Origin of the sequence: Paraburkholderia sp. IW21 (genome assembly GCF_041321145.1) — a bacterium.
GTDB lineage: Bacteria > Pseudomonadota > Gammaproteobacteria > Burkholderiales > Burkholderiaceae > Paraburkholderia.
In genome coordinates, this window is the sequence record NZ_JBGGWA010000001.1 from 410,747 (window position 1) to 436,577 (window position 25,831).

Genomic DNA, 25,831 nt, shown 5'->3' on the forward strand with positions numbered 1-25,831 from the left:
CATCGCAAGTCGCGACCTCAACGAATTGCGCTGGTTAGATGGTGGGATTGCGGCGGTGTGACTGTGGCGTCAGCCTCGTTAGCCGGGAGCGGCCGCGCGCCGGCTGGGGGATGAATGCTTTTAGCGTCGCCAGACCGGACCCTCAGGAAAGCGATACTGCTCGAGCGATGCCGCATGCATTTCGATGCTGTAGCCCGGACGTTGCGGCGGCATGTAACGGCCGTTGCGGATCAGAACAGGATCGACGAAATGCTCATGCAGATGATCCACATATTCGAGCACCCGGTTTTCTAGCGAAGCCGACACGCAGATATAGTCGAAAAGCGAAATGTGCTGGACATACTCGCACAAGCCGACGCCGCCCGCGTGCGGACACACGGGCACACCGCATTTCGCTGCCATCAGCAGGACGATGATCACTTCGTTCAGACCGCCCAGGCGGCAGCTGTCGACCTGACAGAAGTCGATTGCGTGCGCCTGCAGCAATTGCTTGAACATCACGCGGTTATGACAATGCTCGCCCGTCGCGACGCCGATTGGATGAAGCCGCTGCCGGATTGCCGCGTGGCCGAGAATGTCGTCGGGACTCGTGGGTTCCTCGATCCACCATGGATCGAATTCCGCCAGGCGCCGCATGTTCGCGATCGCTTCGTCGACATCCCACACCTGGTTCGCATCCATCATCAGCTTCAGATTTTCGCCGATTTCCTCACGCAGGATGCGGGCGCGGCGCACATCTTCTTCGAGATTGCCCCCCACCTTCTGCTTGAAGTGCGTCCAGCCCTGCGCGACGCCTTCACGCGCGAGGCGGCGGATTTTGTCCTCATCGTAGCCGAGCCAGCCGGCCGAAGTCGTATAAGCCGGATAACCGTGCGCGAGCATTTCCTTTTCGCGCTCGCTTCTCGTCTTCGCGTGGCGGTGCAGCATCGCGATTGCTTCATGCGGCGTGATCGCATCCGTCACATAGCGGAAGTCGAGACAACGCACGAGTTCTTCCGGACTCATGTCGACGAGCAGCTTCCACACCGGTTTGCCTTCCGCTTTTGCCCACAGGTCCCAGGTCGCATTCACGACTGCCGCCGTCGCGAGATGAATGGCGCCCTTGTCCGGGCCGATCCAGCGCAGCTGGCTGTCCGACGTCAACGCGCGCCAGAACGCGCCCATATTCGCTGCGATATCCTCGAGCGTTCTGCCTACGACCAATGGAGCGAGCGCCTGTACCGCGCTCACGCAGATCTCGTTGCCACGCCCGATCGTAAAGGTGAGGCCGTGGCCTGTGAGCGTCGGTGAATCGGTTTCGAGCGTGACGTAGGTGGCGGAGTAATCCGGCGCGGCGTTCATGGCATCGGAGCCGTCGAGTGAACGCGAGGTGGGAAACCGAATGTCCCGCACGGACAGCCTTGTGATCGTGGTCATCTGAGCACCCTCCGGGGGCGATGGCTATCGACTTCCGCCTGCGAACGAAGACGGACCGGCTTACTGCATGCAATCGCAACGTGCGCTCAGATAATGGGCGGTTCGTTAAGCTTCGCTAAGCATTTGCACGCGTTGACAGCGCTGAATCCACCTCCTAGCATGCTAGCATGTCTATTGGAAATCAAGCGCGCCGCGCCATGAGCTCTTCATCCGATGTAGCGAGTGTCGCCGGCAACCCGTATGACGCATTGCAAAAGATCAAGAGCGGCGAACGAGGCACCTTGACCGACGCGATTGAACAGGCGCTGAGAGAAGCAATCGTGACGTTGGCGTTGGAACCCGGAATGATGATCGACAAGCTGGCGGTCTGCGAACGGATGGGCGTATCCCGCTTTCCGGTTTCCGCCGCGCTGGCGAGGCTTGCGCACGCGGGCCTCGTTGAAGTGTTGCCGCAGCGCGGCACGCGCGTCAAACCGATCGCCCTTGAAGACATCCGTCAGCATCTGTTCATACGCAGCGCACTCGACGTCGAAACGGTGCGCAGTGTCGCGCTTTTGGGCGATCGGGCGACGCTCGATGCATTGGCGCGCAATCTCGACCGGCAGCGCGAAGCGGTCACGAGTGGCGAACGCCATGCATTTCATGTACTCGATCTGGCTTTTCACGAAATCCTACTCGACGCGGTCAACCTGCCGCGAGTGAAGGAAATCGTTGCGGTATCGCGCAATGCGCTGGATCGCGCGAGGCAGTTGCTGGCGAGTCCTGAGCGGCTTGCGCGCACGCTCGAGGAGCACGAATGCATTTTCGAAGCCATTCGCAGCGGCAACGCCGACGCAGCTGCAAAAGCGATGCATGACCATCTCGATCAGGTTGTCACCGAGTTGCACCGGTCTGCGAAAGAAAGGCCGGATCTTTTCGAGCCATAGCGAACCCCGCCTGCCGCGATCGGTGGCGGATACGTGAGCGGTGGGTGGCGTTGACGCGTGACAGGCGCCGCACACCATGAGGAATGCCTGACTTGAACCATTTTGTGAAGCGCCGTAGCGTCGCTGCACAGGATTAAAGGGGCTCTGGCAATGTGTCCGGCTTCTCATTGCGTTTGCAGTCCTGAAAGGCGGCGACGCTCATCAGCGCTTTTTCGACCCGTTTCTCGCGATGAGCCCGGCGGCCATCGCGCAACTGTTGGCAAATCCGCGCCATGACGCCGCTCATTTCCGTCAATAAGCTCAGCAAGAGTTTCCCCGGCGTGAGGGCGCTTCACGAAGTCCGGTTCGAACTCATGGCGGGTGAAGTCCACGCGCTGATGGGCGAGAACGGAGCCGGCAAGTCGACGCTGATGAAAATCCTCGCAGGCGTATATACCCGGGATTCGGGCGAAATTCTCTATGACGGCCGGCCAGTTGAGTTCCTGAGCCCGCGTGAGGCGCAGGCCATGGGTGTCGGCATCATTCATCAGGAACTGCAGCTGATGAATCATTTGACCGTTGCGCAGAATTGTTTCATTGGCCGCGAGCCGCGCGGACGCCTCGGCCTGTTTCTCGACGAAGACAAGCTCAACGCGCAAGCGCACGACATTCTTGCCCGCATGCATGTGATTCTCGACCCGCGCGCCGTCGTCGGCACCCTCACTGTCGCGATGCAGCAGATGGTTGAGATCGCCAAGGCTTTGTCCTTCGATTCGCGTGTCCTGATCATGGACGAACCCACCTCGGCGCTCAACGACGCCGAGATCGCCGAGCTTTTCCGCATCATCCGCGAGTTGAAGAGGCGGGGCGTGGGAATCATTTACATCTCACACAAGATGGACGAGCTGAAGCAGATTGCCGACCGCGTCACTGTGCTGCGTGACGGGGAATATGTGGCCACCGTCGCCGCCAGGGACACCAGCGTCGAAGCGATCATCGGCATGATGGTCGGGCGAACTTTGACCGACATCGCGCCTTCTCACAGCGCCACCGACAAAGGGGAGGTCGCACTGGAGGTAAAAAATCTAAGCGCCGGCCCGCTGGTCAGAGACGTGAGCTTCGCGCTGCGCAAAGGCGAGATATTGGGCTTTGCCGGCTTGATGGGCGCCGGTCGCACCGAGGTCGCCCGAGCAGTGTTCGGCGCCGATCCGGTCGAATCCGGCGAGATTATCGTGAAAGGCGTGAAGGCGACGATCAGGAATCCGAGCGACGCGGTGGCGCGCGGTATCGGCTATCTCTCGGAAGATCGCAAGCGCTTCGGCCTCGCGACCGGAATGGACGTCGAATCGAACATCGTGATGTCCAACTTACGCAAATTCCTGTCGCTCAACTTTTTCCTGCGCCGCGTCCAGATACGCCGGACAGCCTCCCATTTCATCAATCTGCTCGCCATTCGTACGCCCTCCGCGGCGCAGGAGGTGCGGCTTCTTTCGGGCGGCAATCAGCAGAAAATTGTCATCGCGAAATGGCTCGAACGCGACTGCGACGTGCTCTTCTTCGACGAGCCCACGCGCGGCATCGACGTCGGCGCCAAGAGCGAAATCTACAAACTCCTGCGCTCGCTTGCCGGGCAAGGCAAGGCGATCGTGATGATCTCGTCGGAACTGCCGGAAATCTTGCGCATGAGCGACCGCATCGTCGTGATGTGCGAGGGCCGCATTACCGGCGAACTGTCGGCCATGGAGGCGACGCAGGAGCGCATCATGCAACTGGCGACGCAGCGTGAAACTTTGAAAGCGGCGTGAGCCTCGAGAGGTCCATTTTATGACACTGCCATCGGATACTTCGGCGCTGGCCAAGCAGGGACGATCGTTCGGCCTGAGAGCCCGCGTCTTCTCGCCGACCGCGATGCAAAAGCTGCTCGCTTTCGGCAGCCTGATCCTGCTGCTGGTCTTTTTCAGCTTCGCCTCGTCCGCGTTCATGCAGATGGACAACATGCTCGGGATTCTGCAGGCGACGGCGGTCAACGGCGTTCTGGCGATCGCGTGCACGTTCGTCATCATCACCGGCGGCATCGATTTGTCCGTCGGCACGTTGATGACCTTCACGGCAGTCATATGCGGCGTGTTTCTGACTTTTTGGCATTTGCCGATGTGGACCGGCGTGGTTGCGGCGATTGGAACGGGCGCGATCTGTGGAACCATTTCGGGCACCCTCACGGCGAAAATGAAAATACCGCCGTTCATCGCCACCCTAGGCATGATGCTGCTGCTCAAAGGGCTCTCGCTAGTCGTCTCGGCCGACAAGCCGATCTATTTCAGCGACACCGAAAACTTCTACAGGATCTCTCAGGATTCGCTGATCGGCTACGTATTGCCGAGCCTGCCCGTTCCGAACGCGGTTCTGATTCTGTTTTTCCTTGCGGTCGTGAGTTCGATCACGCTTAATCGCACCGCGCTCGGCCGTTACACCTTTGCGCTCGGCAGCAACGAAGAAGCCGTCCGCCTTTCCGGCGTGAATGTCGATCGATGGAAGATCGCCATTTACGGCCTGGCCGGGGCAATTTGCGGCGTCGCCGGGCTGCTCATCGCCTCGCGCCTGAATTCGGCCCAGCCGGCGCTAGGCCAAGGCTATGAACTCGAAGCGATCGCCGCCGTGGTCATCGGCGGGACCTCGCTCAGCGGCGGGTCGGGCACGATCCTGGGCACGATCATCGGCGCTTTCATCATGAGCGTGCTGACCAACGGCCTGCGTATCATGTCCGTCGCTCAGGAATGGCAGATCGTGGTGACGGGCCTCATCATCATTCTCGCGGTCTATGCCGATATTTTGCGGCGCAAGAAACGCTGAGGCTACGCGGGACAAGATCAAGAAAGGGAGCGCCAAGGGCTCCCCCAACGGCTGAAGGTTAATGGCCCACCTTAGGAGGAGAAACACCATGTTGAAAAGAAGACTAATCGGCGTCGTGGTCGGTGTTGGCGCTCTCATTGGCGGCACGACTCTTGCGCGCGCGGACGAAGTCTACATCCCGCTTATTTCGAAGGGCTTCCAGCACCAGTTCTGGCAGGCCGTCAAATCTGGCGCGGAACAGTCGGCGAAGGAGCACAGCGTCCGGATCACGTTCGAGGGTCCGGAAACCGAGGCCATGGTCGATAAGCAGATCGACATGCTCTCGGCCGCGCTCGCCAAGAAACCCCAGGCGCTCGGCATTGCCGCGCTCGACAGCAAAGCAGCCATTCCGCTGCTGAAGAGGGCCCAGGCCGCCAAAATACCGGTCATCGCCTTCGACTCCGGCGTCGACAGCGACATTCCGCTGACGACCTGTGCAACGGACAACGTTGCCGCGGCCGCACTCGCCGCCGACAAGATGGCCGAGGCGATCGGCAATTCCGGCGAGGTCGGCGTGATCGTGCACGACCAGACCAGCCGCACGGGCATCGATCGTCGCGACGGCTTCCTGAATGAGATGAAGACGAAGCACCCGAACATCAAGATCGTCTCAGTCCAGTATGGCGGCGGCGACCATCTGAAGTCGGCGGAAATCGCCAAGACGATGATCCAGGCCAATCCCAATCTCAAGGGCATTTTCGGCGCTAATGAGGGCTCGGCGGAAGGCGCGGCGATCGGCGTCAAGGAATCGGGCAAAAAGCTCGTCCTGATTGGCTACGACTCCGGCAAGGAGCAAAAGGAGGACATCAATTCGGGCCTGATGTTGGGCGCCATCACGCAGAACCCGGTCGGCATCGGCAAATGCGTCGTCGACTCCGCGGTGAAGGCGCTAAAGGGCGAGAAGCTGCCCAAGAAAGTCGACACAGGCTTCTACTGGTACGACAAGGGCAATATGAGCGATCCCAAGATCGCTGCGGTTCTCTATGATTGATAGACGCCGCTTAAGACGTCATGAGAGAGGAAGCGCTGCGGCTCCTCCTCTTTCTTCTTCCGTCGCGGAGAACGACAAACGATGGGTGGACGCCCTTTAAGCGCATGACCTTTCGGTCACTTCAGCCAATCGCAGAACGTGCTGAACAGGGTGGGAATTTTTTTCCAGAACGGATCAGGAGGGGGCTCGTCCCACGCCGTCTCATCCGCGCGCTCGGCAAACTCGAATTGCGAGGCAAATTCTTGCCAGAGAGCCGCTTTCTTTTCAGACGTTTTAGGCAATGGATATCCCAATTGCGAAGCAAGCGCGGGAAGATAAAGATCGAATGAGCTTTTCACAACCTCGCCCCACGCGCGCGCTGACGGAATCGCAGCCAGGTAGAACACCCGCCCCAGGATCAGGAGTGCGGCTCCGCTACCGACGAAGAGGAAAACCGGATTGGACCACGCGCCCTTAGCGATCAGGTCATTCGCGCCGCGGGCGAGCGATGCCACGCCTAGTCCAACGGATACGAACGTAAGGCTCACAAAGAAATCCACCTGCGATTTCGTATCGCTCAAGGCGGCCTGGTATTCCTTTGGGACGACCCCCAACAATCGCGGCCAGGTCGAAATGCTTTCGACCTCGTAAATGACCGCGGGATAAAGCTCGAAGGAGCGAATCACATTTCCGAGCCTGGTGGGCAATATGAGCAAATCGTCATTGGGGAAATCGGCGACGAGTTCCCGCTTCAAACTCAAGTACGTGTAGAGCTTTTGCTTGCACGCTCGTTCGAGCGTCTCTATTTCGGTAGCGTGCCGGTGATTTCTTTGCGCGAGCGTCAACGTCCTGGATGCGAGATCATAGGCGTCGAAAGCGTCACTTTGACGCGTTACAAGATCATGACGCCGCAGCAACTCGCCGGACCTGAAGCGCGTGCCGTTCCAGGGCCACGCATATCCTTCGAGTACTCGGTACATCCAGTGATTGCCGACCATCAGCAGCACCGCCAGCGTCCAGACTCCCAACAGCAGGACCGTGAGGTTGCCGAAGGTTTTGTCGCTACTCGTCAGGCTGATCCTCATCCCGGATGGAATGATATCGGCATGTAGCCACAAGAATGTCAGCACACCGAGGAGCGCGGGCAGAAAAAAGCCCAAAATGAACGCCTTGTCGGCCAGTTTCGTCAGTCCGCTGAACATGAGCGCATCTACCTAAGGGCGTGTGGGCCGCGGGACCTTTCTTGGCCACAGTCCGGGCTCCCCCGGAAGTGCACCGATAGCCGAAAACACACTCTCGAGTGCATCGCCCCAATTTCCCTGTTGAACGAGCGACCGAGCTTTGACTGCGTGCTGGGCCGCCTCTACTGCCTTGGAATTCAGCGATTGCAGACGCGCGGGCGGAAGCACGTCCAACCCGTGCTGGTACTCGTCTATTGCCACGACATAGGTATGTGCGGCATTAATATCGATAGCCGCACCGGGCTTGCTAGCTAGCTCGTTCGCGACGCCGTGTAGTGCTGCTACGGTATCTTGCAACATGCTGGGAGCTCCCATGAAATTTCTCCTCGGAGTGCGTCGCGTATTCGTTTCCACGCTACCTGGAATGCAGGCAACCCTTCGATCGGAACGGTGTCGGCATTCTTAATTTCATGAGACATTGCGAATGGGCAGTAGAGGGTCTCAATCGAACGTTTTACTTCAAGACACAGCCTTATCTTTCGCATTTAACCGGCGACGCTTGCGTCGGGTGCTCTTCAATTAACGTACTAAAGTCAAAAGGCAGGGGGAAGTAAAGCTGCTTATTTGCCAAGGTTGGTGCGGTTGCGTACATACAAGATTGGGGATACACCCAGCGCTTGCCGGTATGCTCACGTACGCCACTCGCGCGCTGTAGCGGGGCGTGAGGTTGGTCGCGCTGCAAAACGTCGCACAGGCGAACCCGTCGCGCAAAGGCCAGTCCTAATCTCGCTGATGCTCAGGCCGCCGGTTCCGGCGGCGTTGCCGACGTCAGCGAGTGGGTCGCATCCGCGTGCGTGCAGAGCAATAAGACGCTTGCCATGTGCGCATCGCGGCGCGACACGAGGACGTTTGACGCATACGGGAAGGTACGCCATGAAGCTTCATCAGATAGCCAGTGCCGCGCTATTGGGACTCTATTTGCATGCGGGTCATGCGGAAACGAACACGCCTCAGTCGGTGGCGAGAGCGGTTGCGGATTGGTATATCAAGGACGGCTCGGTCGGATTGCCACACGCTGGCGACGAACCCTTCGAATCCTCATTCAGCAACAGTTTGCTGCGCTCGATGGCAGACGCCAGGGCGGAGAATGACCGGCAGGAAAAAGCCTATCCGGACAGTAAGCCGGCTTTTGCCGAGACTTCGGTGGTCGCGGGTATCCCCGATACAGTCTCGAGCTATCGGATCGTTCGGGTTCGGCAGACCGACAAGACCGCTCGGGTCACGTTGGATTGGCAACTGAAGGGCACCCCCGTCGTCGCCAGAACTCAGATGCTATTGGCGCCGCAGGGCGCGCGCTGGGTGATTACCGATATCCTCTACGGCACTGGTCATCCGCAGCAATCGCTGTCGCGAGTGCTGCAGCAGCGCGATTGATAGGCTGCTCGCGGACACCCGCTACGTGCATTGCCGTGAGAGACGACATATGCAGCCAGCACCCGTTTGTCGGCTGAAATATCAAGCGTTTAGTGTGAGTGTCTGAAACTCCCGCGCATAACTTCCATTCGCTCTTAGGCGACGCCTGGAAAAACCCCCCAACAAAATCGTGGTCTTCCCGAGCGGTTCCGAAGGACGTCCGGGTCGCTACCCCAGCGTTTTAAACGCACTCTTTGGTTCCATTAAAGAACAATCGCGAAAACGCCGTTATCGCCGTTACGGCTGCAACCTGTCACCAGTCGTTAGCCGGAAAGCGACGCGTTGCTCGCAGGAGATTGCGAGGAAATCCGCAAATGCACTGGCGCGACGGTTGATTTCGAAAGGACAATACCGGCGAGAAGCCGTCATACTCTGTCTCGTCTCGCGGCGGACGGTCCCGACAACCCAATCGGAAGACTTCTCCAGCCATCGGATCGATGCATGACCCGTCCGGTCTTTTCGGCGGCAATTTCCGCGTAGCGCCACGCGCGGTTCATGTGGAGCCTATTTTGTAATGAGTTACACCCCTGTCGCTCCGTTCGCCTACGACACGGCTGACTCCGGCGCCTTCGTGGGCGGCGCGCCGGCGTTTCGCCAACTGGTCCGCATGATCGACCGGGTCGCCCCCACCGATCATCCGTTGCTCATTTTTGGGCCGACCGGTTCAGGCAAGGAACTGGTCGCTCGCCGTGTGCACGCGCACAGCCTGCGCCAGGATCAACCCTTCGTCGACGTCAACTGCGGCGCGATTCCAGAGAACCTCGTCGAAGCCGAATTGTTCGGGCATGTCAAAGGCGCGTTCACCGGCGCGGCCGAAAACCGCCAGGGACTTTTCCAGCAGGTCGGCAAGGGCACGCTGCTGCTCGATGAAATCGGCGAACTGCCGCTCGCCCTGCAACCGAAGCTGCTGCGCGTACTTGAAACGCGGACATTCCGCCCGATTGGTTCTTCAACCAGCCTGCACTTTGCAGGACGCGTTGTTGCCGCGACTCACCGCGACCTGCGTGAACTCGCGCGCGAGGGGCTATTCCGCGAGGATCTCTTCTACCGGCTCGCGGTTTTCGTGCTCGCAGTCCCCGGACTTGAGCAGCGCGTGGAGGATATCCCCGCCCTTGTCGCCCACTTCGCGTCGCAGCACGTGCGCCGGCTTGAGTTTTCGCCGGCCGCGATCCGGCGGCTTGGCCAGCACGCGTGGCCGGGCCACATCCGGCAATTGCGCAACCTGATTAGCCAGTTGAGCGTGCTTGCCGAAAACACGCTCATCGATGTCGACTCGCTCGAGCCGTTTCTCGCCAACGAAACCGGCGGACCGGTGTCGCGCGCAAGCCTCGCCGACATGCTGTTGCAACTCGAAGGACGCGACAAACTCGCCGCCGCCGAGGACCTGCTGATCGACCGCGCGCTCGAGCGGACCGGGCGCAACAAGAGTGCGGCGGCCGCCCTGCTCGGCGTGGGCCGCAAGACAATCGAGCGGCGTCTGAAATCGCGCGAGGAACATCACCGGGAAGCGCGCAAGTGTCTCGAACTTGCGAGCGCGATGATCGAGGAATCGAAGTTCGCCGAGGCTATTCCGCTGCTGCGCCGTTGCCTTGACCTGCTGCAGATGCCCCATGAACCGGAGGCCGCGCGCCGTCTTCAGTTCGACGCCTACCGGTTGCTCGGCATGAGCTTGCGCAGCGTGCACGGCTGGCTGTACGCGGAGGCCACCGCTTGTTACGCCGCCGCGCTGGCCGTCGGTGAAGGCGTCTGTGCCCCCGCCGAAATCGCCGCGATTCGATTCGGCATCTGGACCACGCAGCTGACCACGCTTCAACTCAAGCAGGCGCGCGGGACCGCGCAGAACATGCTGGAGCGCGCGCAGAACGGCGGTGACCGGGTTTCACTCGACGAAGCGCACATCGCGATGACCAACACCCTCTTCTGGCTCGGCGACAGCGAGGAAGCCCTTGCCTGTCTCGCGCGCGGCAACCTGCTCGGCGTGGCGCGCGACGACACCCGTACCGGCTCGCAAGGGATCGATCTGGCCAGCCTCGCGTTGACTTTCGAAGGACTCGCCGCCTACCAGATCGGCGCATTCGAGCAGGCGCGGCGTGCAATGGAGATGTTGATCCTGCGCGCCTCGGAGCCCGGCGCGCACGCGTTCGCTCATGCCGTCAACCTCCAGGGTGCCGCCTGGCTCGCCTGTCTGTTCGAAGACGTGGATCGCCTGGGGCACCTCGCGAGCGAACTCGAATCGGTGTCGATCGCGAACGGCTTCGCGTTCTATCGGGGCGTCGGTCAGATACTCCGCGCGTGCCACCTCAGTTCGCTCGGTCATTCCGACGAAGCGGAAACCGTCATGCTCGACGGCTACGACAACCACGTCGTTTGCAATGGCGGTGCGCTGTTCTATTCCTTCAAGGCGTGGCAGCACGGCGAACTGCTGCTGCGCGCCGGCCGTGCGAAGACATGCGAGACGATTCTCGCCGCCGCGATCGACGAGACCCTCGCCCGTCAGGAACGTGTCTACCTTGGCGAACTACTGGTCACCCGGGCACGCGCGCAGTGGGCTCTCGGTGAGGTGAACGCTGCGGAACTGGGTCTGCGTACGGCGCTGTCCACTGCACTCGCGTTCGGTTCGGTGCCTGCGCGCGTGGACGCCGCGCGTTACCTCGCCGACCTGCTGCGCTCCACCGGCCGCATCGCCGAAGCAATCGACACGCTTGAGCGTGGGTTGCGCTCGCTGACGGTGGATCCGACCACTCGCTTCACCAGCGCCATGGGTTTGCTCGCCGAACTCCAATCGGGCGTTTCTTTCAACATCGACAGTAAAGGAATCGTAAATGGCCTATGAATTACGCCAGGAAGATCTGGAGCCGCTGCTATTGGGAGCGGCGTTTTTTGGCAGCGGCGGCGGTGGCACAATCGAATCCGCGCGGCATCTGGCCGCGCATTTTGTTGCCGGCGATTACTATCCGACCGACACGGTCAAGGTTGTGTCGGTCGAAGAGGCTACCGAAGGCGCGGCAGTCATGGTCGCCTATCTCGGCGCGCCCGAAGCGATCAACTCGGCCATCTATCCGATTGGACCCGTAACGGCCGTGCAGAACGTCCAGACCCGGCTCGCTTCGCAATCTGTGAAGCTCGCCTATGTGATGCCGCCGGAAAGCGGCGCGCTGGGCTTCACAGTGGCGGCGCTCGTGGCAGCGAAGCTCGGCCTTGCGGTTATCGACGCTGACGGTGCCGGCCGCGCCGTGCCCTCGCTGCCGATGCTCACCTTCGCGGCCGCCGAGATCGATCCACGCCCGGCGTTCCTCGTGAGCCAGGGCGGCCTGTGCGTCGAGCTCGACGTGACGCCGCGCGGCAGCAACCACGGCGGTCCGACTCATCAGCGCGACGTGTCGGCCATCGTCGAGCAGATGATGCGCCCGGTTGTCGCCGATCCCGAGTTCGGCCAGTTCGGCGGCCTCGCGATGTGGGTCATGAAGGCCGCCGACATCGGCCGCGCGACGCCGATTCGTGGCACGTTGAGGCGCGCGCTGGACCTCGGGCGCGCGGTGCAGGCCGGGCAGATCGGCAGCGCCCGGCAGATGATCGGCTATCTCGCCGAACGTTGCGGGCTCGCCGCGCGGGCCATCTCGGAGCCCGGCGAGCTGGTCTCGGCCGAAGTCGATACGAGCGGCGGCTTCGACGTCGGCAAGATTCGCATTCAGGCCGGGCAGCGCATCTACACGGTGATGTACCAGAACGAGTCGCTGCTCGCGTGGGACAGCGAGTGTCCGCAGCCGATCGTGCTGTCGCCGGACAGCGTTGCCTATTTCGTCGGTGGCGAAGGCCAGTCGATCTTCAGCAACGGCGACCTTGTGGAAGATGACGGTTCGTTGAACCCGATCATCGGCAAGCGTCCCGTGACACTGATCGCCTGGCGTGCCGAAGCCGAACTGCGCAAGCCCGGCCTGATTCTCGACAGCTTCATGCAGTTGCTGAACTCGCTCGGCTATCTCGGGCCTTATGTGCCGCTCGAATCGCTCCAGTCCATGCACAAGGGAGACGCATCTTGAACTCACCGCTTCGCATCTGTGTGCTCGTGCCCGTCGCCACGTCGCAATACAACGACCGCATCATGAAGGCGATCGCGCCGGTCGTACCGCCGGACGTGCAGGTCGAGATTCGCAATATCACGCAGGGGCATCCCGATATCGAGAACCGCACGAACTGGCTGCAGAACGGCATGCCGGTGGTCGAACTCGCACAGGCAATCGCAAACGACGGTTTCGACGGCATCTGGCTGACCGACTTCGATATGTGCGGCGTTGAAGCCGCCCGCGAGGTGATCGACATTCCGATCATCGGCGGTTTTCCGGCTTCGGCGTTCGCGGCCCTCATGCTCAGCCAGCGGTTCTCGATCATCACGATCCTGCAAAGCACGCTCGCGATGCAGCGCGGTCATCCACAGACCTATGGCATTCAGGACACGTTCGCGTCGATCCGCGCGATCGATTGCCCTGTCGCGCAGCTCGACAACATCGACGTGGTGGTCGTTCGCACCTTTGAAGCGGCGCTGACGGCGATCAAGGAAGACGGTGCGCAAGCGATTCTGCTCGGGTGCACAGGTTTCGTGGACGTCGCGAGCCGTGTCTCCACGCTGCTCGGCGAGGCACTGGGCGTCTATGTGCCGGTAATCGATCCGAATCAGGCCGGTTTCAGCTTCCTCGTGTCGCTGGTGCGTATGCAGGTGCGCCCGAGCCGGCTGACCTACAGCAAGGTCAGTCTGCAGCCGTAACCAGCGCGCCTCTCCCTCTCCGTCCGGTGCGGCGCGCGTTTGCCGCACCGGACGTTCTCGCCTTAACCGTCTCAGCCCCACACGCTTCCCTGCCTCCTTATCGATTTCGCCCCATGTGGACGAAACGGCACCTCGACGTGCTGGAAATAGTCAATTGGACGAAATCGTCCAATTTCGACGGAGCGCCTGGACGAAGCTGTCCAATATCGCGACTGAAATGTTCCGATGTTCCCGTTGTTATGCGATTTCGAGCTATGGCACGGGCATTGCTTATACAAAACCGATGCCAGTCACCGCCTGAAAAAAACAACTCGCACAGGCGGTAGCCCAGAGCATTCAAGGAACCTGTCCGACAAGCCGGGGAGCCTGAGAGACCAAAAAAAAGATCGCGCGCAGTAATGTGTCCGACGCACCGGCGTCCGGGTTGTTTCTGGATAGCCGACGCTGCTGATCGAGGGATCACCGCTAGTCATCACGGTCCTTCGTCCGAACCATAGCTGATGCGCCGATCGACGCCAACGATACTGGGTCGCTGGCAGCAGATTGAGAGAGGGGCTGTGCTGTTGTTGTAGTTGTGACTGTCGTATGTCGACACGTGGCGACGGAATGCTTCCGTAGAGAAGATCGTTGCAGTGCGTGACGCCGGCATGGCGGAATCCGTTTGGCTATGTACCAGGCGGGCCGCTGCGGGACTTGGCCGTCGTTGCTCTCCCTCCCAGGGACAGGCAGCGGCGGCTCGTTCTTTTCAATGCTTCGTGCCGTAACGGCAGCGCGCTTATTTCAATGCAGGTCAATAGTTTTCTGTCGCTGCCCCGTTGCCGGACCCACGCGATTGCGCCGCTGCCGGTACGTCGAAACTATGTGCATCGGCTGGCACGCCAGCGCTTCCTGGCTGCCCCGGCCGCAACAGCAAGCCGCCCAGAATGCCCGCCGCCGCCGCGAAGATCGCACCGAACAGAAACGCCACGTGATAGCCGCTATTGAGCGCCGCCGTGGCGCTTTCAGAAGCCTGCATCGCGTCGCTGCGCGCGGCAGCGAGACTCGCAAGTACCGCGAGACCCAGTGCGCCGCCCATCATGAACGACGTATTGACGATACCGGACGCAAGGCCCGAATCGCCTGGATCGACGTCACTCATGGCAGCCAGCAGCATGGGATTGAACGCGATGCCGGCACCGAAGCCGAGCAGGATCATGCCCGGCAGCACATCGAGCACGAAACTGCCGTTGACCGGCGCGCGGGCAAACAACGCGAGTCCCACCGCCGCGACCAGCAGGCCGACGGCGAGCGGCAGGCGCAGACCGAAGCGCATCACCACGCGCGCCGACAGGCCCAGCGAAAAGAACGCCATGATCAGGTTGGCAGGCAGGAACGCGAGCCCGACCTGCAATGGCCGGTAGCCGAGCACACGTTGCAGATACAGCGCGGAGATGAAGAACCACGCGAACATCGCCGCCGCCCACAGCACACCGACTACGTTGGCGGTCGCGACATTGCGCAAGCGGAACAGGCCGAGCGGCATCAACGGATGCTGCACACGCGCTTCGATAACGAGAAACACGGCCAGCAGCGCGAGCGCGGCGGACAGCATGCCCAGCGTCTGCGGCGAGGTCCAGCCTGCTTCATTACCGTTCACGACTGCGTACACGGCCAGCATCAACGAACCGGTGACCGTCACCGCGCCGGCGACGTCGAGCCGTTCGCCATGAGCATGGCCGCGCGCCGACGGCAATAGCGCGACGCACAGCGCGTAGACGGCGATGCCAATCGGCAGATTGACGAGAAAGATCCAGTGCCAGCTCAGCAGGTTGGTCAGCAGGCCGCCGAGCAATACGCCGATGCTGCCGCCCCCCGCGCAGACGAAGCCGTACACGCCCATTGCTTTGGCCCGTTCGCCGGACTCGGTGAAAAGATTCATGATGAGGGACAGCGAAACGGCGGAGACGACGGCACCGCCCAAACCCTGCACGGCGCGCGCACATACCAGCAGCACCTGCGAGTTCGCCATGCCGCATGCGAGCGACGCCAGCGTGAACAAAGTGATGCCGCCGAGGAAGAGCTTGCGATGACCGTAAAGATCGCCGAGCCGCCCACCAAGAAGCAGGCAGCCGCCGAAGGTCAGCATGTACGCGTTGACCACCCACACCAGCGAGGTCTCGGTAAAGCCGAGGTCCGCGGCGATCGACGGCAATGCAACGTTCACGATCGTCGTATCGAGCACGATCATGAGCACGCCGAGGCACAGAACGATGAGCGCCAGCCAGCGTTTGTTGCCGTGGATGGAATGGGTCATGCAGGGGCTCCTTTGCCGTGGTCAAGCGGATGCAAGCGGATGCCGGACGTGCCGCCGCTCGGCACGAAGTCGGAAACCCGGTCGGCAACCCGTTGATGGCAATGGGGAATTTTAGTCTAGCACCCGCGACTTTTGAGCCACAACTACGAATTCCTGGGCGACGTTGGCCGTCAATCGCCACCCAGGAGTTCGTACTTGCCGCCGCGCTCCAACGCCCGCTGATAAGCCGGCCGCGCGTGAATGCGCTTCAGGAAGTCGACCACCGCGGGAATTTGCCCTTCCATGCCGCCGCGTGCGGTGGCGGCTTCGAGCGGAAAGCTCATCTGAACATCGGCCGCCGTGAAATCGCTGCCGACGAACCAACCGGTCGTGCCCAATTCCTTATTGACGTAGCCGAGGTGCAGCTTCAACTGCGGATCGATGAAACTCGATTGCAGCGTCGATGCGATCTTGCGGGCAATCGGCTTGGCGAAGAACGGCATCGGGGCACTGGCGATGCGCAGCGCGACCAGCTTCAGCAGCAAAGGCGGCATCGCCGAGCCTTCCGCATAGTGCATCCAGTAGGTGTAGCGCAGCCGCTCGGGCGTGCCCGCTGCTGGCGCGAAGCGGCCTTGACCGTACTTGTCGACCAGATACTCGATGATCGCGCCCGATTCGGCGATTGTCTGACCGTCGTCGGTAATGACGGGCGACTTGCCGAGCGGATGCACCGCGCGCAACTCGGGCGGCGCCAGCATCGTTTTCGGGTCGCGTTCGTAGTGCTTGATCTCGTACGGAACGCCGAGTTCTTCGAGCAGCCACAACACGCGTTGCGAGCGGGAGTTATTCAGATGATGGACGGTCAGCATGGAGTCGAGGATCGTTGGCCTGTGGAGTGTCACATCATAGGGATGTTGTGCGCAGCCGGATACACGTATTGCTCGATCTGCGGACGCGCGCAATGCGGCGCTGATCCGCTTGCGCGTTTCGGGTGGGCATGAAAGGCTACATGAGCGTACGCAACGCAAAGCGTTTGAGCTTACCGGTTTCGGTGCGCGGCAGCGTGTCGATGAAACGGATGACGCGCGGGTATTTATACGGCGCCACGCTATTTTTCACGAAATCCTGCAGTTGCGCGACCAGTTTGTCATCCGGCGTGTAACCGGGGTTCAGCACCACGAACGCCTTGACGATCTGCCCGCGGGTTTCGTCCGGTACGCCGACCACGCCGCATTCGGCCACCGCGTCGTGTTGCAGCAGCACGCTTTCCACTTCCGGGCCGGAGATGTTGTAGCCGGCCGAGACGATCATGTCGTCGGCACGGGCCTGATAGAACACGTAGCCGTCTTCGTCGAGATAGACGGAGTCGCCCGGAAGATTCCAGCCGTCACGCACGAATCGGGTTTGCCGGTCGTCGGCCAGATAGCGGCAACCAGTCGGCCCGCGCACCGCGAGTTTGCCGATCGTGCCGGGTGGAACGGGGTGCATGGCGTCGTCCACCGCCTGGATGACGTAGCCCGGCACCGCGCGGCCAATGGCATGCGGGCGGATCGCGTCGCCTTGCGCCGAGACGAAAATATGGATCAGTTCAGTACCACCGATTCCGTCGATCATTTCGATGCCGCTTGCGTCGTGCCATTGGCGCCGCGTCGAATCCGGCAACGCTTCTCCCGCCGACACCGTTTTCTTCAAGCTTGAAACGTCGTGATGCGCGACCAGCGGCGCCATCTGCCGATAGAACGTTGGCGCGGTGAACATGATCGTCGCGTGAAAGCGTTCGACCGTTTGCAGCAAAGTCTCGGGCGTGAGCCGCTCGATCAGCACCGTCGACGCGCCGACGCGCAGCGGAAAGCACAGCAAGCCGCCGAGGCCGAATGTGAAAGCGAGCGGCGGCGTGCCGCAAAAAATATCGTTCGATGAAGGTTTTAAAACATGACGCGGAAACAGATCGCACATCGCCAGCATGTCGCGATGAAAGTGCATGCAACCTTTTGGGGCGCCTGTCGTGCCGCTGGTGAAGGCAATCAGGCAGACGTCGTCGGCGGCGGTGTCGCAGGCTGTGAAGTGGTCCGGCTTGTTGGCCGCGAGCGTGTCGAGCGAATCGGCCGCATCGTGATGAAACAGGCGCGTTTGTTTCAGCCCCGCGCAGTAGAACTCGTCTTGGGGATCGTTGCAGCGCGCGAGTTCATCGGTCAGGCGCGCATCGCATAACGCAGCGCTGACTTGCGCCTTCTCGATGATCTGCTTGAGTTCTTTTGCACGCAGCAGCGGCATGGTCGGCACTACCACCAGGCCTGCCTTTAACGCAGCGAGTGCCGTCACCGCCATGTGCAACGTATTCGGGCCGCGCAGCAGCACGCGGTTGCCCGGCTGCAAACCCATTTCGTCGACCAGCACATGCGCGCTGCGATTGACGAGCGCAAGCAGCTCGCCGTAGGCGGTCGCTTGCGGTTGTCCGTCCACATCGGACCAGATCGCCGGACGATCGCGATGGCCCGCTTCGATGGTCCTGTCGAGCAGTTCCGTCGCGCAATTGAAGCGCGCCGGGTAGGCAATGTCAGGGTTGTCGAGCAGAAAGACTGGCCATTGATCCTGCGGCGGAAGATTGTCGCGCGCGAAGGTATCGACGTGTGCTGACGGTTCCATCATGGTCTCCCGGGTGTTGAGCCGGCTGAATGCGCTTCGGTTGGCTTGGTGGGCTTCGTATTTCGTAGGCTTACTGAGGAATCACGGCGGTGGCTTCGATTTCGACCTTGGCCTCGTCCTCGATCAACGCGACAACCTGAACCGCGCTCATCGCGATGTCGTAGTCGCCGATCAGCTCGCGAAACGCGCGGCCGATATCTTTCAGCGAGGCGAGGTATTCGCGCTTGTCGGTGACGTACCACGTCATGCGGACCAGATGCTCGGGTGTGCCGCCTGCTTCATGCAGTATGGCAAGCACGTTCTTGAGCGCCTGAATCGCTTGCTGAGCGAAGTCGGTGGTCTGGAAGCGCGCCTGTTCGTCCCAGCCGATCTGGCCGGCAATGAACACTTGCGTGCCGGTTGCCGCGACTCCGTTCGCGTAGCCGCGCGGTTTGATCCAACCGGCGGGGAGGAGAGCTTTTTTCATGAGCGATGGGCCTCGATGGATTCAGGCTGTGGGGCGAACGTCGCGAGCGCGCTCGCGATGTGGGCAGGAATGTCGATGGATGTGCCGCTTTCGAGCGATGTCGTGACGAGTACCTGTTTCGCGCGAAAGCGGGTCTCGTCGCCGCAATAGCCGACGATGTCGATGCTGATCGAGCGGCGGCCAATGCTGGCGAGTGATAGTGCCAGCGTGATCGTTTCGCCCATCTGGCTCGGCCGTGAGAACTCGCAATCGAGTTTGACGATCGGCAAGCCGATGCGTCGTCGCGCGATCATCTGCGCATAGTCGACATGCAGGCCTTCATTGAACCAGTCTTCGACCAACGCGTTGGTCATCACCAGATATTGCGGAAAGAACACGATGCCGGCCGGATCGCAGTGCGAGAAGCGGATACGCACGGGCCTTTCGAAGGTCGTGTTCATTGCGCTGCGTCCTTGATGACCTCGGCAGCGTGGGCCTTCAAAAGATCGCGTCCGATAATCAATTGCTGCACTTCAGTCGCGCCTTCATAAATCCGCAGTGCACGAATCTCGCGATACAGCATCTCGACCGCCATGCCGCTTTGCACGCCCATGCCGCCATAAAGCTGCACGGCGGCGTCAATGACTTGTTGCGCGCCTTCGCTTGCGTGCCACTTGGCCATCGCGGCTTCGCGCGTGACGTTTTCGCCTTGATCGCGCAGCCAGGCCGCGCGATAGACCAGCAATGCGCTGCTGTCGATCGTCAACGCCATCTGTGCGAGTTTGGCTTGTGTCAGCTGAAAATCGCCGAGTGTCTGCCCGAACATCTTGCGCGACGCCGCTCGCGAGAGACCCTCGGCCATCGCATGACGCGCGAAGCCCAAAGACGCAGCGGCCACCGACGTGCGGAAGATATCCAACGTCCGCATCGCGAGTTTGAACCCTTCGCCGGGCGCGCCGAGCATCTGGCTGCGCGGCACGCGCGCGCCGGCAAAATGCAGGCGGGCGAGCGGATGCGGCGCGATGACGTCGATGCGTTCGGCGATTTCCAGCCCCGGCGTATCGGCGTCGACGATGAAGGCGGTGATGCCGCGTGCGCCCGGTGCTTCGCCGGTTCGTGCGAAAACCACGTAGAAGTCGGCGATGCCACCGTTGGAGATCCAGGTCTTGTCGCCGTCGAGTACGTAGGCGTCGCCGTCTTCACGCGCGCTTAAGGCCATCGCGGCGACATCCGATCCCGCTTCCGGTTCCGACAAAGCAAAGGCGGCAATAGCTGTGCCATTCGCCACGCGCGGCAAGTAACGCGTCTTTTGCTCATGCGTGCCGCCGAGCGAGATCGCGCCTGAACCGAGCCCTTGCATCGCTAACGCGAAATCCGCGAGACCGGAATGCCTGGCCAGGGTTTCGCGCAGCAGGCAAACGGCGCGCGTGTCGATGGTGTCGCCGTGGCCGCCGTAAGCGACGCCGCCAACACCGTATTTCAGCCAACCGGCCGCGCCGAGTTCACGGACCAGACGACGGCAGGTTGCATCGATGTCATCGTGTTCAACATGCGTGAGATTCGCGCGACACCATGCCTCGATACCCGCAGCCAATTCGCGATGGCGTGGCTCGAAGAACGGCCAGGCCAATGCGCTGTGCAGATCCGTATCGCTGTTAGCGCTCAATTCAATCTCCCTCGAACACCGGCCGCGACTTCGCAGCAAAAGCGGTATAGGCACGCTCGAAGTCGCGCGTGCTCATGCAGATCGCCTGCGCTTGCGCCTCGGATTCGATCGCTTCGTCGATGCTCATGCTCCATTCCTGGTGCAGCATCTTCTTTGTGATGCCATGCGCGAAAGTCGGACCGGCGACGAGATCGGCGGCGAGCTTTTGTGCGTCCGCGAGGAGCGCCGCCGGTTCGCACAGGCGGTTGTAGAAGCCCCATGCATGGCCTTCGTCACCGCTCGCGGAGCGGCCGGTGAAGAGCAACTCGGCGGCGCGCCCCTGACCGATGATGCGCGGCAGAATCGCGCACGCACCCATATCGCAACCCGCGAGGCCGACGCGCGAAAACAGAAACGCGAGCTTGCTGCGCGCAGTGCCGAGCCGCATATCGGAGGCCATCGCGAGAATTGCGCCCGCACCGGCGCAGATGCCGTCCACGGCAGCAATCACCGGTTGTGGGCAATGGCGCATTGCTTTGACGAGATCGCCGGTCATGCGGGTGAACAGCAGCAATTCCGGCATAGGCAGATCGATCAGCGGCGCGATGATGTCGTGCACGTCGCCGCCGGAACAGAAGTTCTCGCCCGCGCCGTGAATCACCACGGCCTTGACGTCGGTCGCATAGGCGAGTTGCCGGAACAGATCGCGCAACTCCGCATACGATTCGAACGTCAGCGGGTTCTTGCGTTCGGGGCGGTTCAGCGTGATCGTCGCGACCTTGTCGGCGACCGACCAGCCGAAGTGCCGCGCCTCGTAAGCGGCGAGCGTCAGGCGGTTGCCGGCCAGCAGTGCGTCGGCGTTGGATCGTGTCATGAGTGTCTCCTACGTTTCGGTGCGGATCAGTCTTTCAGACTGTCGAGCAGATGTTTCTTCAGTTTGCCGAGGCGCTGATGGGTGCGCGACTTTTCATCGAGGCTCAAGCCGCCGAACAATTCGACGACCCATTGTTCATGCGCCACCGCCATCTTGTCGAACGCCTTGCGTCCTGCGGGCGTGAGGCACACGCTGATCGAACGGCGATCGTTCGGATCGGTGTCCCGCGAAACGAGCCCTTCTTTTTCGAGCTGATCGGTAATGCCGGTGACGTTGCCACCGGTCACCATCAAACGACGCGAAAGCTCGGTCATCTTCAGGCCTTCCGGATAACGCTCGAGTTGCGCCATCAAATCGAAACGCGGCAACGTGGTGTCGAATTCGTTGCGCAGACGCTTGCGCAGTTCGGCTTGCACGAGATTGGTCGTGGTCAGCATACGCAGCCACAAACGCAAACCCATGTGGCTATCTGCGCCCGTGCTCATTTCCAGATCCACAACGTTCTCCGCTGGTTTGGGGACGCCTTTGCGCGGCGGCCTGGCTTCCGTCGCCGCGGGCTTTTTGATGTTCGATGACTTGGTCACATTACTTCTCCACCGGAGATGGAAATGGATTGGCCCGTGATCGCGTCCGAGCCGGGTTGGCAGAGCCACAGCACGGCGTTGGCGACCTGTTCAGGACTCACGAAGCGATGTTGCGGATTCGAGCGCAGCAAGGTTTCGCGCGCCTGCTGTTCGGTGCGCGAGGTCTTGCTGGTGATCTGTTCGAGCGATGCGTGCAGCAGTTCGGTCTCCGTGTAGCCGGGACACACGGCGTTCACGGTGACGCCTTTTGTCGCGACTTCCAGCGCGAGTGAGCGCGTCAGGCCGATCACGCCGTGTTTCGCGGCGCAGTAAGCGGCGACGTATGCGTAGCCGATCTGTCCCGCCGTGCTGGCGACATTGACGATGCGGCCGTGGCCGCGTTCGAGCATGCCGGGCAACACGGCGCGCGTGCCGAGGAATACGCCGGTGAGATTCACGTCGAGCATGCGCTGCCAGAGCGCCATGTCCGTGTGGGTGAACGGTGCGGCTTGCGCCTGGCCGGCGTTGTTGATGAGGATGTCAATGGCGCCGGCTTGGGCGAATGCATTTTCTACCGACGCTTCGCCGGTGACGTCGACACTGATGCACGCGACCTCGCCGAGGGCGTTGAGTCTTTGCCGCTGCGCATCGAGACGTTGCGGGTTGCGGCCCATCAAGGTGACGTACGCGCCGGCTCGCAGCAGCGCTTCGGCCACTGCCGCGCCGATGCCGCTGCCGCCGCCGGTGACGACAGCGCGCTGTCCTGCCAATGTCGAGCTATGCGTGTTCACGTGGTTCCTTCAGCGCGTTGCGCGCGTTCTTGTGGCGACAGTCCCGCATTCGCGGCGGCCTGGGCGCGCTCACGTTCGAGATTGCGTTCGAGTTGCGACTTCGCCGCCGTGTAGGGCTTCGGCCACATCACATCGAAATAGCCGATTTTTGCGGCTTCATTCAACGTCCATGAAGGATTCGCCAGATGCGGCCGCGCGATCGCGCAGAGATCGGCACGCCCCGCCGCGATAATGCTGTTCACATGATCCGCCTCCGAGATCGCACCGACTGCGATCGTCGCGATACCGGCTTCGTTGCGCACGCGGTCAGCGAAAGGCGTCTGGAACATGCGGCCAAATACGGGCTTTTCCTCCTTACTGACCTGACCCGACGACACGTCGATCATGTCGGCGCCGGCCGCCTTGAAGGCACGGGCGATCTGCACCGCATCGTCGGGCGTGGTACCCCCTTCGACCCAATCGTTAGCGGAAATACGCACGGAAATCGGCTTGTCTTGCGGCCACGCTGCGCGGATTGCCTTGAAGACCTGCAATGGGTAACGCAGACGATTTTCCAGCGAGCCGCCGTATTCGTCCTTGCGATGATTGGTCAGCGGCGAGAGGAAGCTCGAGAGAAAATAGCCGTGTGCGCAATGCAGTTCGAGCCAATCGAAGCCTGCCTCGGCGGACATTTGCGTGGCGCGTACGAATTGCGCTTCGATTTCGCGCAGTTCGTCCTGGGTGGCTTCGCGTGAGTGTTGACTGACGCCGCTCAAGTATTGTTGCTGCGAAGCCGAGATAAGCGGCCAGTTGCCTTCGGTAAGCGGTTGGTCGATGCCTTCCCACGAAACGCGTGTCGAACCCTTTGCGCCGGAATGGCCGAGCTGAATGCCGATCTTCGCGTCCGACTGACGATGCACGAGATCGACAATGCGCTTCCATGCCGTGAGATGCTCCGGCGCATACATGCCGGGACACGCGGGCGTGATGCGCGCTTCAGGCGACACGCAGGTCATTTCCGTCATCACCAGCGCGGCCCCGCCCATCGCGCGGGCGCCGAGATGCATCAGGTGATAGTCGCCGGCGATACCGTCGACGGCCGAGTATTGCGCCATTGGCGAGACGACTACGCGGTTTTTCAGTGTGACGCCGCGCAACGTGAAGGGCGTGAACATCGGCGGGACGGAGTGCTTTTCAGGCGCGCGCGCTATACCCGAACGTTGTGCGAGCCAGTCTTCGAAGCCGGATAGGTAGCGCGCGTCACGCTCACGCAGATTTTCGTGCGAAATGCGCTGCGAGCGCGTAAGCAGCGAATACGCGAACTGTTCCGGCTCGAACGACGTATAGCGGTCGACATGCTCGAACCACTCCGTCGAATTGCGCGCGGCGTTCTGAATGCGCAGGACGTCGATGCTGCGCACGTTTGTGTAGTGCTTCAACGCAGCCGGCAAATCGCCGGGGTGAGCGCCAATGCTGTTGGCAAGCTCGATCGAATCTTCGAGCGCCAGCTTGGTGCCTGAGCCGATCGAGAAATGCGCGGTGTGAGCGGCGTCGCCCATCAACACGATCGGCGTTTGCGTGCCATCGGCGTTGCTGCGCCAATGCACCCATTCCTCGTTGACGACGCGTGGAAAGCGAATCCACTGCGACGAGCCGCGCAAATGCGCGGCGTTCGACAGCAAGGCGTTGCCGTCCAGATACCTGGCGAACAGCTTCTCGCAGAACGCAATGCTGTCTTCCTTGCTCATCTCGTCGAGACCGGCGGCGCGCCACACATGCTCTGGCGTTTCGACAATGAAGGTCGAGGTTTGGTCGTCGAAACGGTAAGCGTGCGCCTGGAACCAGCCAAATTCAGTTTCTTCGAAGGCGAAGGTGAAAGCGTCGAAAAGCTTTCTGGTGCCGAGCCAGACGAAGCGGCAATCGCGCATGTCGATGGCGGGCCGGTAGGTGGCCGCGTGCTTCTGACGGATTGCGCTATTGGCGCCGTCACAGGCGACGATCAGGTCGGCCTCGTAGGTTGTGTCGTCCGTGACCTGGTTTTCGAAAACCAGCTTGACGCCCAGTTCTTCGCAGCGCGCCTGCAGGATATTCAACAGACGTTTGCGGCCAATCCCGCAAAAACCGTGGCCCGACGAACGGATCTGCCTGCCGCGGAAATTGATCTCGATATCGTCCCAGTGGTTGAAGGCGTCGAGGATCGCCTCGGCGCTCGATGCGTCGGCGGCGCGCAGGTTGCCGAGGGTCTGGTCGGAGAAGACGACGCCCCAGCCGAAGGTGTCGTACGGGCGATTGCGCTCGACCACCGTGACGTCATATGCCGGGTTCCGGCCCTTCATTAATAGGCCGAAGTACAACCCGGCCGGGCCGCCGCCGATACAGACGATGCGCATGGTGCTCCCCCAATGTGAACTCCGCTGTTGGAGGTAATTTAGGCCTTGATAGTTTAGGTGTCAAGTAAAAAAGGATTGCGTGGCGGTGCGGGCGCCAGTGGTGATCGGAAGAAATAAAGTCGTTCGGAGTGAGGTATAGACGATGGAGGCTGATGGCCTGCACGCCGCCGGTTATCTCGACCGAAGTCGATGGTTTCGCGAATTCAAGCCGGTTCAGGTTCTCTTAACATGACACATGGCACCCTGAAATCCTGGAAACCAACGTTGGAGTTCGACATGAAAAAGGGTTACTACTTTGGTCTGGCCGCGACAGGTCTGCTTGTCACGAGTATCGCGGCGCACGCTTTCACAGGTCAGGAGTACTCGAAAGACGCGAAGATCAGTCTGAAGCAGGCGCGCGTGGCGGCCCTCAAGGCCCATCCCGGAAAGATCACCGACCAAGAACTTGAAAAGGAGGCCGGAGGGAGTGGACTGCGCTACTCATTCGACATTGCGACGAACCGGGGCACGCAGGAGGTTGGGGTGGACGCGCAAACGGGGTCCATCCTCGAAAACAGCGCTGAAGGACCGCATCCGGACTGAATGTACGGGTCCGTGACTTCGTCGCGACAGGTGAGAGTGTGAGCGCCC

Annotated in this window: 21 protein-coding genes; 9 read left to right on the forward strand and 12 right to left on the reverse strand. The window is 61.3% G+C overall.

Annotation, left to right across the window (positions count from 1 at the left end; all coding sequences use genetic code 11):
- Positions 1-120: 120 nt before the first annotated feature.
- Positions 121-1,416 carry an L-fuconate dehydratase gene (locus tag ACAX43_RS01885; protein WP_370706717.1) on the reverse strand — a complete coding sequence of 432 codons (1,296 nt, stop codon included), beginning with the start codon at positions 1,414-1,416 and terminating at the stop codon, positions 121-123.
- A gap of 197 nt (positions 1,417-1,613) precedes the next feature.
- On the opposite strand from ACAX43_RS01885, the gene ACAX43_RS01890 reads away from it, so the two are divergent.
- The 4 genes from ACAX43_RS01890 to ACAX43_RS01905 all read left to right on the forward strand — a co-directional run bounded on the left by ACAX43_RS01890 (position 1,614) and on the right by ACAX43_RS01905 (position 6,201).
- Complete coding sequence (locus tag ACAX43_RS01890) at positions 1,614-2,342, forward strand: GntR family transcriptional regulator (RefSeq protein WP_370706718.1); 729 nt, start codon at positions 1,614-1,616, stop codon at positions 2,340-2,342.
- A 272-nt stretch (positions 2,343-2,614) separates the two neighbouring features.
- Entirely contained in the window at positions 2,615-4,126 is a 1,512-nt protein-coding gene (locus tag ACAX43_RS01895) for a sugar ABC transporter ATP-binding protein (RefSeq protein WP_370706719.1), read from the forward strand.
- Positions 4,127-4,145: 19 nt separating this feature from the next.
- Positions 4,146-5,171, forward strand: a complete 1,026-nt coding sequence (locus ACAX43_RS01900) for an ABC transporter permease (RefSeq protein ID WP_370706720.1) — start codon at positions 4,146-4,148, stop codon at positions 5,169-5,171.
- Positions 5,172-5,259: 88 nt separating this feature from the next.
- Entirely contained in the window at positions 5,260-6,201 is a 942-nt protein-coding gene (locus ACAX43_RS01905) for an ABC transporter substrate-binding protein (RefSeq protein WP_370707078.1), read from the forward strand.
- Between the two features lie 116 nt (positions 6,202-6,317).
- On the opposite strand, the gene ACAX43_RS01910 is transcribed toward ACAX43_RS01905, so the two are convergent.
- The gene (locus ACAX43_RS01910) at positions 6,318-7,382 is read right to left on the reverse strand and encodes a hypothetical protein (RefSeq protein WP_370706721.1); all 1,065 of its coding nucleotides are present in this window, start codon (positions 7,380-7,382) and stop codon (positions 6,318-6,320) included.
- A gap of 912 nt (positions 7,383-8,294) precedes the next feature.
- Between ACAX43_RS01910 and ACAX43_RS01915 the strand changes: the two genes are divergently transcribed.
- From ACAX43_RS01915 to ACAX43_RS01930, 4 genes are all read left to right on the forward strand, one after another.
- Positions 8,295-8,795: a hypothetical protein gene (locus tag ACAX43_RS01915; protein ID WP_370706722.1), complete on the forward strand. Its 501-nt coding sequence runs from the start codon at positions 8,295-8,297 to the stop codon at positions 8,793-8,795.
- Positions 8,796-9,348: 553 nt separating this feature from the next.
- Positions 9,349-11,667 (forward strand): sigma 54-interacting transcriptional regulator, encoded by a 2,319-nt coding sequence (locus ACAX43_RS01920; protein ID WP_370706723.1) that lies wholly within the window; start codon positions 9,349-9,351, stop codon positions 11,665-11,667.
- The gene (locus ACAX43_RS01925) at positions 11,657-12,874 is read left to right on the forward strand and encodes a DUF917 family protein (RefSeq protein ID WP_370706724.1); all 1,218 of its coding nucleotides are present in this window, start codon (positions 11,657-11,659) and stop codon (positions 12,872-12,874) included. The genes ACAX43_RS01920 and ACAX43_RS01925 overlap by 11 nt, the downstream gene beginning before the upstream one ends.
- The gene (locus ACAX43_RS01930) at positions 12,871-13,596 is read left to right on the forward strand and encodes an aspartate/glutamate racemase family protein (RefSeq protein WP_370706725.1); all 726 of its coding nucleotides are present in this window, start codon (positions 12,871-12,873) and stop codon (positions 13,594-13,596) included. Before ACAX43_RS01925 ends, ACAX43_RS01930 begins: the two co-directional genes overlap by 4 nt.
- A gap of 790 nt (positions 13,597-14,386) precedes the next feature.
- Here the strand turns inward: ACAX43_RS01930 and ACAX43_RS01935 are convergent.
- The 10 genes from ACAX43_RS01935 to ACAX43_RS01980 form a co-directional block, all read right to left on the reverse strand.
- A complete protein-coding gene (locus tag ACAX43_RS01935) occupies positions 14,387-15,889 on the reverse strand; it encodes a DHA2 family efflux MFS transporter permease subunit (RefSeq protein WP_370706726.1) in 1,503 nt (500 codons plus the stop codon).
- Positions 15,890-16,059: 170 nt separating this feature from the next.
- Entirely contained in the window at positions 16,060-16,737 is a 678-nt protein-coding gene (locus ACAX43_RS01940) for a glutathione S-transferase (protein WP_370706727.1), read from the reverse strand.
- Between the two features lie 136 nt (positions 16,738-16,873).
- Positions 16,874-18,514, reverse strand: coding sequence for an AMP-binding protein (locus ACAX43_RS01945; protein WP_370707079.1), 1,641 nt, complete (start codon positions 18,512-18,514; stop codon positions 16,874-16,876).
- Between the two features lie 70 nt (positions 18,515-18,584).
- The gene (locus ACAX43_RS01950; protein WP_370706728.1) at positions 18,585-18,980 is read right to left on the reverse strand and encodes a RidA family protein; all 396 of its coding nucleotides are present in this window, start codon (positions 18,978-18,980) and stop codon (positions 18,585-18,587) included.
- Positions 18,977-19,420: an acyl-CoA thioesterase gene (locus ACAX43_RS01955; protein WP_370706729.1), complete on the reverse strand. Its 444-nt coding sequence runs from the start codon at positions 19,418-19,420 to the stop codon at positions 18,977-18,979. The genes ACAX43_RS01950 and ACAX43_RS01955 overlap by 4 nt, the downstream gene beginning before the upstream one ends.
- Positions 19,417-20,625: an acyl-CoA dehydrogenase family protein gene (locus ACAX43_RS01960; RefSeq protein WP_370706730.1), complete on the reverse strand. Its 1,209-nt coding sequence runs from the start codon at positions 20,623-20,625 to the stop codon at positions 19,417-19,419. Before ACAX43_RS01960 ends, ACAX43_RS01955 begins: the two co-directional genes overlap by 4 nt.
- Position 20,626: 1 nt before the next feature.
- On the reverse strand, positions 20,627-21,478 hold the full coding sequence (locus tag ACAX43_RS01965; RefSeq protein WP_370706731.1) for an enoyl-CoA hydratase family protein: 852 nt from the start codon (positions 21,476-21,478) through the stop codon (positions 20,627-20,629).
- Between the two features lie 26 nt (positions 21,479-21,504).
- Entirely contained in the window at positions 21,505-22,062 is a 558-nt protein-coding gene (locus ACAX43_RS01970; RefSeq protein WP_370706732.1) for a MarR family winged helix-turn-helix transcriptional regulator, read from the reverse strand.
- The gene (locus tag ACAX43_RS01975) at positions 22,059-22,832 is read right to left on the reverse strand and encodes an SDR family NAD(P)-dependent oxidoreductase (protein ID WP_370706733.1); all 774 of its coding nucleotides are present in this window, start codon (positions 22,830-22,832) and stop codon (positions 22,059-22,061) included. Before ACAX43_RS01975 ends, ACAX43_RS01970 begins: the two co-directional genes overlap by 4 nt.
- Positions 22,829-25,201 carry a bifunctional salicylyl-CoA 5-hydroxylase/oxidoreductase gene (locus ACAX43_RS01980; protein ID WP_370706734.1) on the reverse strand — a complete coding sequence of 791 codons (2,373 nt, stop codon included), beginning with the start codon at positions 25,199-25,201 and terminating at the stop codon, positions 22,829-22,831. The genes ACAX43_RS01975 and ACAX43_RS01980 overlap by 4 nt, the downstream gene beginning before the upstream one ends.
- A gap of 276 nt (positions 25,202-25,477) precedes the next feature.
- On the opposite strand from ACAX43_RS01980, the gene ACAX43_RS01985 reads away from it, so the two are divergent.
- Positions 25,478-25,783, forward strand: coding sequence for a PepSY domain-containing protein (locus tag ACAX43_RS01985; RefSeq protein ID WP_370706735.1), 306 nt, complete (start codon positions 25,478-25,480; stop codon positions 25,781-25,783).
- Positions 25,784-25,831 lie beyond the last annotated feature (48 nt).

Excerpts from the sequence above, each read along its gene's own strand:
- ACAX43_RS01885 (WP_370706717.1), bottom strand. The coding sequence starts at position 1,416 with ATGACCACGATCACAAGGCTGTCCGTGCGGGACATTCGGTTTCCCACC.
- ACAX43_RS01890 (WP_370706718.1), top strand. The coding sequence starts at position 1,614 with ATGAGCTCTTCATCCGATGTAGCGAGTGTCGCCGGCAACCCGTATGAC.
- ACAX43_RS01895 (WP_370706719.1), top strand. The coding sequence starts at position 2,615 with ATGACGCCGCTCATTTCCGTCAATAAGCTCAGCAAGAGTTTCCCCGGC.
- ACAX43_RS01900 (WP_370706720.1), top strand. The coding sequence starts at position 4,146 with ATGACACTGCCATCGGATACTTCGGCGCTGGCCAAGCAGGGACGATCG.
- ACAX43_RS01905 (WP_370707078.1), top strand. The coding sequence starts at position 5,260 with ATGTTGAAAAGAAGACTAATCGGCGTCGTGGTCGGTGTTGGCGCTCTC.
- ACAX43_RS01910 (WP_370706721.1), bottom strand. The coding sequence starts at position 7,382 with ATGTTCAGCGGACTGACGAAACTGGCCGACAAGGCGTTCATTTTGGGC.
- ACAX43_RS01915 (WP_370706722.1), top strand. The coding sequence starts at position 8,295 with ATGAAGCTTCATCAGATAGCCAGTGCCGCGCTATTGGGACTCTATTTG.
- ACAX43_RS01920 (WP_370706723.1), top strand. The coding sequence starts at position 9,349 with ATGAGTTACACCCCTGTCGCTCCGTTCGCCTACGACACGGCTGACTCC.
- ACAX43_RS01925 (WP_370706724.1), top strand. The coding sequence starts at position 11,657 with ATGGCCTATGAATTACGCCAGGAAGATCTGGAGCCGCTGCTATTGGGA.
- ACAX43_RS01935 (WP_370706726.1), bottom strand. The coding sequence starts at position 15,889 with ATGACCCATTCCATCCACGGCAACAAACGCTGGCTGGCGCTCATCGTT.
- ACAX43_RS01940 (WP_370706727.1), bottom strand. The coding sequence starts at position 16,737 with ATGCTGACCGTCCATCATCTGAATAACTCCCGCTCGCAACGCGTGTTG.
- ACAX43_RS01945 (WP_370707079.1), bottom strand. The coding sequence starts at position 18,514 with ATGGAACCGTCAGCACACGTCGATACCTTCGCGCGCGACAATCTTCCG.
- ACAX43_RS01950 (WP_370706728.1), bottom strand. The coding sequence starts at position 18,980 with ATGAAAAAAGCTCTCCTCCCCGCCGGTTGGATCAAACCGCGCGGCTAC.
- ACAX43_RS01955 (WP_370706729.1), bottom strand. The coding sequence starts at position 19,420 with ATGAACACGACCTTCGAAAGGCCCGTGCGTATCCGCTTCTCGCACTGC.
- ACAX43_RS01965 (WP_370706731.1), bottom strand. The coding sequence starts at position 21,478 with ATGACACGATCCAACGCCGACGCACTGCTGGCCGGCAACCGCCTGACG.
- ACAX43_RS01980 (WP_370706734.1), bottom strand. The coding sequence starts at position 25,201 with ATGCGCATCGTCTGTATCGGCGGCGGCCCGGCCGGGTTGTACTTCGGC.
- ACAX43_RS01985 (WP_370706735.1), top strand. The coding sequence starts at position 25,478 with ATGAAAAAGGGTTACTACTTTGGTCTGGCCGCGACAGGTCTGCTTGTC.